The following is an 11,512-nucleotide window of genomic DNA, read 5'->3' on the forward strand; positions in this document are numbered from 1 at the left end:
TGCAGCAATAATGGAAGGATGGCAATTATTCTTAGATGTGTCCACACGGTAGGCTGCCATCTGGGCTAGGGCACTCGGTTTCAAAAATTATTGCTGATTATAATCAAAAACACTATCCCATAATACATCAATTATAATAAGAGACTGATCTAACGCTGCAACTTCCCACTTTCCATTATTTTCAATCCCAAGACCAATGTTTTTTAATTTCAATAATGCATCGCTTACATCAAAATCAAGTTCTGTATTGAGATGAGTCTTAAACCACGATTCAATTTGGTTGTCTAGTTCCACAGCGGTTAAATGAGGTGTTTTATATAAAAAGAAATATGCCAGAATTGTTTCCTTCAGGATTTCTTCCTCAGATGAATTGAGCAACGAATAAAAAGCACCACTGTTGTTTCCCAAATTTTTAAAATACAGACTGTCCGAAAGTATTTTAGAATACTTGATTTTCTTGTTTATAAAATTATTGTATTGGCGAAAGCAATAAGCAGCCAATATTCCCAAAGCTATTAAGCCCTGATTTAATGATGTTTTGCTATTCAGCAAATCGATAGTTTCGCCTGTTTGGTAAGCTTCATACATGTTGAGCAACGCCGGAATCACTTTGGCACTTAGCAACGATACGCCACCAAAAATTCCCGGTACCCAAAGCAGCATTTTATCTTTCAATGACATTTTAGGAACCGCATTCGGAAAAATAGTTTCGATGTCGTTTTTAGGAACACGCTTGAATATTTTTAAAGCAATAGTACCCGGATCAATTGGCATCTTTCCTAATCTGACTTTCTTGGTGTCGAGATAATCGGCTTCGTTATAATTAAGATAAATCATAACGCGATCGTAATATTCAATTTCAATTTCTTTCTTCCAGAAATAATATTTCCTTACCGATTCTTTTGCCTTATGATGACCGCGAACATAGAATTCATAATCTTTAAAAGCATTAAAATCTATGGAAAGCTTAAGCCCAATTAAATCAGAATTTTTGAATGATTTTTCTACGGTTTTCTGGTCTAAACGATGATAATTACTTTGCTCTAAAACGGTAAGAAGGGTTTCTTTAAAAACCTGAAAATTACTTTTGCTACTATAACTTTTCCGCTCTCTCTGGCTTAAATCAGGATCAAATGCGGCATAATGCTGTTTTAGGTTGCGATTTAGGGTAAAAGCTTCATAATGATAGTAATGTTCGATAATATCAAAAAGCTTTTTAAAGCTGGCTGCCTTTTCGTTTTCAGAGAAGCAGGTTGTTTGTTGTTCGAGTAAAAACTCCTTGTTAAAGGGAATATAGTTTTCTCGTATCATATATCTGATGCTTATTTTTCTGGTATTTCTAAAAACGTAAAAATACCACCCTAAATTTGATTCTAAAGTGGTATTGCTATTAAAGTTTAGTTATAGTTTTGCCGATATTGAAAATTATTAAATCAGTCAGGACTTAGGTTTTAAGACTTAATTATTCTGAAACGTCCTGGATATTCAAGCCAGATACTTTTTCTGTTTCCGTAGTAGTCCATGAATTCTTCACAAATAAAAACGGCATGTGATGTTGAATAGGCAACAACCCCACAAAAATTATTACCTTCCTGTCTCTTTAATTTTAAGATTTGTTTGCCTTTTTCAAATCCTAAATATTTATATATGGTTGGGGTATAAACACCTCCATCTTCTAAATCTGCCAACGCTTTATCAAAGGTTTCCTCCTTGTCAATAATTTGCCTGTATTTTGCCATTACGGCGTATGTGAGTATTGCGTAGTCTGTTATTCTTTCACTCTCACAATTATCTTTGATATATACAAAATCAGCAGAAAATTGTGCTTTCTCTATTTCCTCTCTTTTTAGAGTAAACGATGCATTATTCTTTAATGTGATTTTATATAAATTGTCATTTATTTTTTCATTTACAAAAAGATCTAATCCATAGATATTCATGGATGCCTTAATAAAAGCAATGGAAGAACAATTAGTACGTTCTCCTTGTTTAAAACTTTCAAATATCTGATCCGAACTCAGTTGTGAGTAGGATGTTGAATAAACAAACAGTAAAAATAAAAATATTGAAGTAAAAGATTTCATTGTCTTTAGATTTAATTGTTCCTTCCTAAATGAAGTGAGAAAATATAGATTTACAAATCTATAAAAATCAACGAATAATTAACGTTTTTACAGCATAACTTCTTTCAAAAAAACAATAAAATTAATTTAACAAGACTTTTATATCGTAATCTTTACTATATGAAAATCAGACGTTAGGAAAGTACTTGCAATTTATTTGAAATGTATATGGGATTGTTTTTTATTACTGATTGTTAAGCAGAAGCGAAACTTTGCATGGATATTAAACAACCATTACACAGTAAATTTGAAAGATTTAAAAATGTTAATATCGTAAATTTGATGTAGCTTATTTCAAATTTAAATTAGTATCAGTTATGGAAAATAATAAAACGACAAAAGCTCAAAATTTCTTCAGAATAGGATTAGGACTTTTTATGATCACAGCGGCAATTGGCCATTTTACTTTCCAGAGAGTCGATTTTCAGGCACAAGTTCCGAATTGGATTCCTTTGGATAAAGATCTTGTCGTTATCCTTTCCGGAATTGTAGAAATTGCATTGGGCATTGGTATGATTTTCATAACCCGCTATAAAGTACAAATCGGAATCGCACTGGCTCTATTTTATGTAATGGTATTTCCGGGTAACATCGCGCAATACGTTAACGGAACAAGTGCTTTCGGATTAGACACAGATCAGGCGCGTTTGATAAGATTGGTTTTTCAGCCTGTTTTGATTTTCCTGGCTTTGTGGTCAACTGGTGCTATTGCTTTTTTTAGAAGCTCAAAAACTTCTTAGCACAAACTCTTCACAATAAAAGCACTGTTCTCATCTTAGCCATTCCAATTAGACTACCTTACCAAAAAAGAGATGTCAATAGAACATAAGGTTCGGCTGGTTGAAGCATTGTTTGATCTTCTTGAAATTGAAATCAGGAATTTCCAAAATGAGACGCATTTGTTTTGTAATGCCGGTTGTGGAAAATGCTGTTCTACACCTAATATTGAAGCTTCTCCTTTAGAATTTTTGCCTTGGGCATTTCATTTATTTTTGAATGGAAAAGCCGAAGAAGCCTTAGCACAATTAAGGAATGTTACAACAAAAAACTGTTTTTTATACCGCCCGCTTTCAGTTTTGGAAAAACATAACGGAAGCTGCAGCAATTACCGTTACCGTGGATTAATCTGCCGGCTTTTTGGTTACGGAGCAACAACGGACAAATTCGGAAAACTGCGATTAGCTACCTGCAAAATCATAAAAGAAGAACAAACAGAAAACTTTACAGCAGCAGAACAAGCCATCAACAACGGAAAACAAGTTCCTGTTTTTACCGATTATTACATGCGCCTAGCTCAAATCGATCTCCGAATGGGAGTTAATTTATTGCCCGTAAACGAAGCGCTAAAAATAGCAATTGAAGAAGTCCTGCATTATTATGCGTATAGACCATTTCCTGGGGGATTGGAGAATATTGCGTAAGTTAAGGTTGGTTGGTTTTTTTAAATTAAAGGCACACAATTATATTTAAACTTTTTTTACCATTAAATAATGATAAACATTTTGTCCGCCTACAGTTATAATATTTGCTGTAACAAAATTGTATCCGTTTGCTGACATGAAGTTTAAAGCATCTATCATAGAATTGAATATTATACCCTCTCCATTTTCATCTTTTAAAAGTGTTGCGTCAGTATTACTTGAAAACAATTTAGTTCTTTGTCCAATATCTATTGCAATTGTAAGTTTTGAAGACAGCATTTTTGAAGTCCCTATAATTTGTAAATATTGGACATCTAAATCTTTAATAGGAATTCCGTTTATGGTTTGTCCAAAGCTAGCAAAACTGAATAAAAGTGTAAGGCTAAGTAGTAGTTTTTTCATTTGTAATTTTGTTATTATTTAAATCAACGATTAGAATTAAGTAGAAATAAAAAAAGTATTGCACCACCTATGAGTCCGGTATAAAACCAAAACTGTATATTTAGTTTAATGGTATCATTACTTTTTATAATATTTTTTAAATAAAGCGTCTGCTTTTCTAATAATTCTCTGTCGCTAAATTCTTTTATATTTTCAGATGTTAATACTTTAGTTTTTTGATTTAAGAAATCTTTTTCTTTTTCAGTTATTGAATACATGTATTTTAAGTTAGTTAGCACAAAATTTGTAAATTTTTCAAACAGTTATAGGTTTTGCAGATATCGATTTTAATCACCTTTTATAAATTCTTGTATGTCTTGAGAGTTATCTTCAAAAGTTTGAATTATATTTATATTATTTTCTTTCTCTATAAAAGTTATTTTTTCATCATATTCTGAATTTCTCCATCTTCCATCTAGATTTGCCCATAGAATTTTATTTCCTTCAACTTTCATTTTGTAATCAAATTTTTGCTTATCTGACTTTCGAATATATGATAAAATATAAATTTCATCTTTTTTTGTAACTTTAATTATTTTCGCAGATTGTCCCATTATAGAAGCTATGGCATATCTGGAAATATCTTCATAAGTAAAATTTTTTAAAATAATTTTATCCACTGTTTTTGTTTTCAAAACTGGAGTATTCAATTCTATCATATCCTCAGTTTGTTCCTTTTGCTTGCAACTAATAATTAATGTAATAATTAAAAAATATAGAATTTTTTTCATGTTGGAAGTGTTTTAATTAGTTTGGGTCATTGATATTTAATTCACAATCTATTTTATTATCTCAAGACAAATAAAGCCATATACTTTCTACGTAGTTGTCACTCATAATTTTTTATAGTAGAAAGTAACTCCTGCTTGAATTTATAAATATCATCAAGGCTTTGCAGTGCTTGTTTTTCGCCATTATCTTTTCCGTTATGGAATAATTCAACATATTTATTCGAAGAATTAAAGTGCAATCTGCAGAGCGGTTTTCTATTATTATCATCTAATAAAATTCCGAAATAGGATTGTGTATCTCTAAAAAAGATCCTGTTTGCTGGAATTACTTCTCTCAATATTGCTTTGATAATTTGCGAACCTTCAATTTCTTCTTCTGTAGTTATGAATTTTGGAGCTTCGACATCTTCATCAACAGAGGATATTTTGGTTTTCTCCTTAGATGGAATAGTTTCATTAATATTCAATGCGTTTTTGAGCCTGAAATTTATAGATTCATTTATAGAATTTGAAAATGCCTTTTTAGTATATTCTTTAAACGCAATTAAACGGGTTGCAGTTAATGGTTTATTAAAAAATCTATTCACCAGAAGTTTTACTATTTCGTCAGAAGGATTTTGCAATTCTATTTCAAATTCATTACGTATTGCCTTAATGTATTTTAATGCTTCTGCAGAATCTAAAATATTCTCTAAATTATAACTTTGTTTAGTGAAATTTTCAAGGATTTTTAAACTGGAATCAGAAATATTGGCCAAATCCAATGTAAAAAATGGCTTTTCATCCATTATGTTTGGTTTCTCCAAATCTGCATAAAAATTATAAGTATGACCGTTGGTTAAAACACCAAAGCGGGATTTTGAAACATGATAATATCTGTGAAGTTGTGAATTGTGCGCATCCGCATTCTCTTTCCAATGTTTACATTCAATAATTAAAATTGGCTCTCCATCTTTCTTGATTACATAATCTATTTTCTCTCCTTTTTTGGTCCCGATATCACATATAAATTCTGGAATAACTTCAGTTGGATTAAAAATATCAAATCCTAAAATTTGAATAAAGGGCATCACAAATGCATTTTTAGTCGCTTCTTCCGTATTGATCTGATCTTTTAAGGAGTCAACTCTTTGATGTAATTGCTCTAATTTAAGTCGTAAATCTGCTTCCATAATTTTATAATGTTACGTTGTTGAATTCCATCATCTCAAAACAAATATGCATATTATATAATTCCCCTCTTTACGGAAAATCATAATCACATATAAAATATTATTCCCAACAAGTGTAGCTATAAATAAAAGCGGAGCAACAAGTAATTATACCTGTTTTAATGTAAAAGACAAAAAAACGAGTAGTTTAATTGATATTATTGGCTTTTTTTGCTCAAAATCATTTTTCAGGCAATCATTTTTTGAAAGAAATATTTCCTCACATTTATGCACATTATTTTTTTAAATTTGTGCTCTATGAAAAAAGCATTCCAACTCTTTGACTTCACTCAAAAAGTCAATTACAAAAACGAAATTTTAGCCGGTTTAACCGTAGCGATGACCATGATTCCAGAATCTTTGTCGTTTGCTATTTTGGCTGGATTTCCGCCTTTGGTTGGTTTGTATGCCGCTTTTATTGCAGGTTTGGTAACGGCCATTTTCGGAGGAAGACCCGGAATGATTTCCGGCGGAGCAGGAGCAACCGTAATTGTTTTAATCGCCTTGATGAAATCACACGGAATAGAATACGTTTTTGCAGCCGTTGCTTTAGGTGGAATAGTGCAAATCGGCATTGGACTTTTTAAACTCGGAAAATTTATTCGATTAGTGCCGCAGCCCGTCATGTTTGGTTTTGTAAACGGATTGGCGGTTGTGATTTTCATGTCACAGCTGGAGCAGTTTAAAACGATAATTAACGGTCAGGTTTCATGGTTACACGGAACACCCTTGTATATTATGCTTGGTTTGGTAGCGCTTACAGTTGCGATTGTTTTGGTTTTTCCGAAAATTACAAAAGCAGTTCCGGCCTCTTTAGTGGCGATAATGCTTGTCTTTGCATTGGTTATTGTGTTCAATATCGAAACCAAAACGGTGGAGGATATAGCCTCGGTTCAGGGCGGATTTCCTCCATTTCATATTCCAGATATTCCAATTTCGTTTGAAACCTTAAAAGTGATATTTCCCTATTCCGTAATTGTGGCAGCTGTTGGTTTGACCGAAGGTTTGCTTACACTGAATTTAGTCGATGAAATTACCGGAACGCGTGGCAACAGTAACAGAGAATGTATTGCGCAGGGAAGTTCGAATATCTTAAATGGGTTTTTCTACGGAATGGGCGGATGTCCAATGATTGCTCAGACTTTGGTGAATTTAGATGCAGGTTCAAGAGCCCGGCTTTCAGGAATAATTGCCGCATTGACCATTTTATTGATTATCCTTTTCGGAGCACCCGTAATTGGAAAATTACCCATGGCGGCTTTGGTGGGCGTGATGATGATGGTAGCGATCACCACTTTTGAATGGGCAAGTTTCAGGGTGATTAATAAAATGCCAAGACACGATATTTTTGTTGGAATTCTGGTTGCGGTAATTACAATTGTATTGCATAATCTGGCTTTGGCAGTTTTGATAGGGGTAATTATTTCCGCTTTGGTTTTTGCCTGGGAAAGTGCCAAAAGAATCCGTGCACGACATTTTACTGATGAAGAAGGAGTGAAGCACTACCAGATTTACGGACCGTTATTTTTTGGTTCAATTGCTACTTTTATGGAAAAGTTTGATATTCAAAACGATCCAAATCATGTAATAATAGATTTTAAGGAAAGTCGTGTTGCCGATATGTCAGCCATTGAAGCCCTGAATAATTTAACCAAAAAGTACAGTCTGTTAAACAAAACAATCGAACTGAAACATCTGAGTGCCGATTGCAGAACCCTTCTTAAAAATGCTGACGGCGTTATTAATGTCAATGTTATTGAGGATCCTACGTACAAAGTGGTTTCTTAATGTGTCAATGTGCCAATTAGAAAATTAGAAAATTCTATAGATTACGCTTAATTATTATCTAATTATCTAATTGCCACATTATCTAATTAATTTGATTTTCGTAACTTTGACAAATGAAACTCACAGAAACCTTAGAAGATTTTTACACAATTAAAGTAAACGGAATGCCCAAAAATCTTAAAAGAGAAATTGGACATTTTAATGTTTTTAAATTAGATGATTTTGTTGGTAGTATCTGTAAACCATTTCCTTACACCAGAAAAGACTTTTATAAAATCAGTCTTATTATAGGAAAAAACAAAGTGTATTATGCAGATAAAATTGTATCCTTTGATGATCAGGCGTTGTTTTTTGCAAATCCGCAAATTCCCTACAATTGGGAACAATTGGATGAAAACCAAACCGGGTTTTTCTGTATTTTTACAGATGCTTTTTTTAGTCAATATGGGAATTTAAAAGAATATCCTTTATTTCAGCCGGGCGGAAATCCGATTGTTCCGATTTCAATGGAATTAGCTGAATCTTTAAAAGTGGTTTATTTAAGAATGTTTGACGAAATCAATTCTGATTATGCTTTTAAATATGATGTACTTCGAAATCTTGTTTTTGAAATTATTCATCTGGCGCTGAAAACGCAGACTGTAACTACTTCATTATACAGTAAATCAAACGCCACAATAAGGATTTCATCTTTATTTATGGAGTTGTTAGAGCGCCAGTTTCCTATCGAATCCATATCCCAGCAAGTTAATTTTCGTTCACCATCTGAATTTGCCAGTCAATTAAACGTACATGTCAACCATTTAAATAAAGCATTAAAAGGAACTACCGGAAAAACAACTTCGCAGATTATTACGGAAAGAATTGTTCAGGAAGCCATGATTCTGCTCAAACAAACCAATTGGAATATTAATGAAATTGCATGGTGTCTGGGCTTTGATGAATTATCCCATTTTATTAATTTCTTTAAGAAAAATGTTCAGGTTTCACCTAAAAACTATCGAATGACAGAAATTGTTTGATTTTCGTAACTTCTCGTTTGATTGCTTTAAGTTTTTGCAAGTACTTCGCTGATACCTTTGTACCATAATTAAATGTAAAAATTAAAATCATGGAAAATAACAAAGTTTGGTTTATCACAGGTGCTTCAAAAGGACTTGGATTAGAATTGGCAAAAAAATTATTGGCTGAAGGAAAAAAAGTAGCCGCAACATCACGAACTGAAAGTGCCCTAATTAAAGAATTAGGAAATCCTTCTGAATATTTTCTTCCATTAGAAATGGATTTAACGAACGAACAAAGCGTTAAAAATGCAATTGAAGTGGCAATAAGTCATTTTAAAACCATTGATGTTTTGGTGAACAATGCAGGTTATGGTTTATTAGGTTCACTTGAAGAACTAACTGACGCAGAATCCAGAAAAAACTATGAAGTAAATGTTTTCGGATTATTGAATGTGATCAGAAATACGATGCCGTACATGCGTGCCAATAAATCAGGTCATATTTTTAATATCGCTTCAATCGGAGGCTATAATGGTGGTTTTCCGGGTTGGGGAATTTATTGTTCTACAAAATTTGCCGTTGCCGGTTTAACCGAATCATTAGCTGTTGAGGTTAAAGAATTTGGAGTGAATGTCACTTTGGTTTATCCGGGTTATTTCAGAACCGATTTTTTAAAAGACAGTTCTTTATTATTGCCTCAGAGTCCAATTGCAGAGTATAAAGCAGTTAGGGAATCAGAAGTTGCTCACAAAGATAGTATTAATGAAAATCAGCCTGGAGACCCTGTAAAATTTGCTACAGCCTTAATCAAAATGAGTGAGGAAGAAAATCCTGCATTGCATTTATTTGTGGGACAAGATGCTTACGATATGGCAAATGTAAAAATTGCTGAAGTTCAAAAAGAATTGGAGCAATGGAAAACAGTTTCTGTTTCGACAGGTTTTTAATTGTCGAATCTTCTGATTAATGTAAAATTAGAGATAAATAAAAAAACGCCAAATAGAAATTTCTATTTGGCGTTTTTTATTTTAAGAAAAGAACGATTACATCATTCCCGGCATACCACCGCCCATTGGCATACCGCCTCCGTTTTCTTCTTTAATATCAATTAAGGCACATTCTGTAGTAAGAATCATTCCGGCAACAGAAGCAGCATTTTCTAACGCTACACGAGTTACTTTTTTAGGATCGATAATTCCGGCAGCAAGCATGTCTACATATTCATCAGTTTTGGCATTGTATCCAAAATCTCCAGAACCTTCAGAAACTTTAGCGACTACGACAGAACCTTCAAGGCCTGCATTTTCAACAATAGTTCTTAATGGAGATTCAATAGCGCGGGACACAATCTGAATTCCTGTTGCCTCGTCTGCGTTATCAGCTTTAATGTCAGCCAAAGCAGCTTTTGCTCTTAATAAAGCAACACCTCCACCAGCAACAATTCCTTCTTCAACAGCAGCACGAGTTGCGTGTAATGCGTCATCTACTCTGTCTTTTTTCTCTTTCATTTCTACTTCAGAAGCAGCACCAACATAAAGAACAGCAACACCACCGGCTAATTTAGCCAAACGCTCCTGCAATTTTTCTTTATCATAATCAGATGTTGTAGTTTCCATCTGACCTTTAATTTGGTTTACTCTGTTTTTGATAATATCAGCTTCACCAGCACCACTTACAATTGTAGTATTGTCTTTGTCGATAGAAACTCTTTTTGCAGTTCCTAACATTTCGATAGTAGTATTTTCTAACGTGTAACCTCTTTCTTCAGAAATTACAGTTCCACCAGTTAAGATAGCGATATCTTCTAACATTGCTTTTCGTCTGTCTCCAAAACCAGGCGCTTTTACAGCAGCAATTTTAAGAGCACCTCTTAATTTGTTTACAACTAAAGTAGACAAAGCTTCTCCGTCAACATCTTCAGCAATAATCAATAATGGTTTACCTGATTGAGCAACTGGTTCTAAAACAGGAAGTAATTCTTTTAAAGAAGATACTTTTTTATCATATAATAAGATATATGGAGAGTCTAATTCCACTTCCATTTTCTCTGGATTTGTAACAAAATAAGGAGAAAGATACCCTCTGTCAAACTGCATTCCTTCAACAACATCAACGTAAGTATCAGTTCCTTTTGCTTCTTCAACAGTAATTACACCTTCTTTGCCCACTTTCGCGAAAGCAGTAGCAATCAAATCGCCAATAACTTCGTCATTGTTTGCAGAGATAGAAGCAATTTGTTTGATTTTATCAGAATCGCTTCCAACCACTTTAGCTTGTTTAGCCAAATCGGCAACGATAGCTTCAACAGCTTTATCGATACCGCGTTTCAAATCCATAGGATTTGCACCTGCTGCAACGTTTTTCAAACCTTCTTTTACGATTGCCTGAGCTAAAACGGTGGCAGTTGTAGTTCCGTCTCCCGCTAAATCATTAGTTTTAGAAGCTACTTCTTTAACCATTTGCGCGCCCATATTTTCTAATGGGTCTTTTAATTCGATTTCTTTTGCAACAGAAACACCATCTTTAGTAACTGTTGGTCCACCAAATGATTTTCCGATAATTACGTTACGACCTTTTGGTCCAAGAGTTACTTTTACAGCATTTGCCAATGCATCAACACCACGTTTTAATCCGTCACGTGCTTCAATATCAAATTTTATATCTTTTGCCATTTTTATTTTGTTTAATGTTTATTTGTTTCAGGTTTCCCTAATACTTAATTCTTGAGACCTATGTTTTTTTAGATGATTGCAAGAATATCATCTTCGCGCATAATCAAATAATCAGTTCCTT

General features: G+C 33.4%; 12 protein-coding genes. 5 read left to right on the forward strand and 7 right to left on the reverse strand.

Annotation, left to right across the window (positions count from 1 at the left end; translation table 11 throughout):
• Positions 1-87: 87 nt before the first annotated feature.
• Together ABI657_RS17655 and ABI657_RS17660 are read right to left on the reverse strand one after the other, a co-directional pair.
• Positions 88-1,311: a TMEM143 family protein gene (locus ABI657_RS17655; protein ID WP_348098588.1), complete on the reverse strand. Its 1,224-nt coding sequence runs from the start codon at positions 1,309-1,311 to the stop codon at positions 88-90.
• Between the two features lie 140 nt (positions 1,312-1,451).
• Entirely contained in the window at positions 1,452-2,084 is a 633-nt protein-coding gene (locus ABI657_RS17660; protein ID WP_348098589.1) for a hypothetical protein, read from the reverse strand.
• Positions 2,085-2,440: 356 nt separating this feature from the next.
• Here ABI657_RS17660 and ABI657_RS17665 point away from each other — a divergent pair, with 356 nt between their 5' ends.
• Together ABI657_RS17665 and ABI657_RS17670 are read left to right on the forward strand one after the other, a co-directional pair.
• Positions 2,441-2,863, forward strand: coding sequence for a hypothetical protein (locus ABI657_RS17665; protein WP_348098590.1), 423 nt, complete (start codon positions 2,441-2,443; stop codon positions 2,861-2,863).
• A 72-nt stretch (positions 2,864-2,935) separates the two neighbouring features.
• Positions 2,936-3,544, forward strand: a complete 609-nt coding sequence (locus ABI657_RS17670) for a YkgJ family cysteine cluster protein (protein WP_348098591.1) — start codon at positions 2,936-2,938, stop codon at positions 3,542-3,544.
• Between the two features lie 45 nt (positions 3,545-3,589).
• Here ABI657_RS17670 and ABI657_RS17675 read toward each other — a convergent pair whose 3' ends face one another.
• The 4 genes from ABI657_RS17675 to ABI657_RS17690 form a co-directional block, all read right to left on the reverse strand.
• Positions 3,590-3,946, reverse strand: a complete 357-nt coding sequence (locus tag ABI657_RS17675; protein ID WP_348098592.1) for a hypothetical protein — start codon at positions 3,944-3,946, stop codon at positions 3,590-3,592.
• A 23-nt stretch (positions 3,947-3,969) separates the two neighbouring features.
• Positions 3,970-4,203, reverse strand: a complete 234-nt coding sequence (locus tag ABI657_RS17680; RefSeq protein ID WP_348098593.1) for a hypothetical protein — start codon at positions 4,201-4,203, stop codon at positions 3,970-3,972.
• Between the two features lie 69 nt (positions 4,204-4,272).
• On the reverse strand, positions 4,273-4,716 hold the full coding sequence (locus tag ABI657_RS17685) for a hypothetical protein (protein ID WP_348098594.1): 444 nt from the start codon (positions 4,714-4,716) through the stop codon (positions 4,273-4,275).
• A gap of 98 nt (positions 4,717-4,814) precedes the next feature.
• Positions 4,815-5,888 carry a type I restriction endonuclease gene (locus tag ABI657_RS17690; RefSeq protein WP_348098595.1) on the reverse strand — a complete coding sequence of 358 codons (1,074 nt, stop codon included), beginning with the start codon at positions 5,886-5,888 and terminating at the stop codon, positions 4,815-4,817.
• Between the two features lie 297 nt (positions 5,889-6,185).
• Here ABI657_RS17690 and ABI657_RS17695 point away from each other — a divergent pair, with 297 nt between their 5' ends.
• From ABI657_RS17695 to ABI657_RS17705, 3 genes are all read left to right on the forward strand, one after another.
• Positions 6,186-7,715, forward strand: a complete 1,530-nt coding sequence (locus ABI657_RS17695; protein ID WP_348098596.1) for a SulP family inorganic anion transporter — start codon at positions 6,186-6,188, stop codon at positions 7,713-7,715.
• A 113-nt stretch (positions 7,716-7,828) separates the two neighbouring features.
• The gene (locus ABI657_RS17700; protein WP_348098597.1) at positions 7,829-8,737 is read left to right on the forward strand and encodes a helix-turn-helix transcriptional regulator; all 909 of its coding nucleotides are present in this window, start codon (positions 7,829-7,831) and stop codon (positions 8,735-8,737) included.
• 89 nt (positions 8,738-8,826) lie between these two features.
• Positions 8,827-9,666: an SDR family NAD(P)-dependent oxidoreductase gene (locus ABI657_RS17705; protein WP_348098598.1), complete on the forward strand. Its 840-nt coding sequence runs from the start codon at positions 8,827-8,829 to the stop codon at positions 9,664-9,666.
• Positions 9,667-9,762: 96 nt separating this feature from the next.
• On the opposite strand, the gene groL is transcribed toward ABI657_RS17705, so the two are convergent.
• The gene (gene groL / locus ABI657_RS17710) at positions 9,763-11,391 is read right to left on the reverse strand and encodes a chaperonin GroEL (RefSeq protein ID WP_348098599.1); all 1,629 of its coding nucleotides are present in this window, start codon (positions 11,389-11,391) and stop codon (positions 9,763-9,765) included.
• Positions 11,392-11,512 lie beyond the last annotated feature (121 nt).

The sequence above is a fragment of the Flavobacterium sp. genome (assembly GCF_039930565.1).
In the GTDB taxonomy this organism is placed as follows: Bacteria; Bacteroidota; Bacteroidia; order Flavobacteriales; family Flavobacteriaceae; genus Flavobacterium.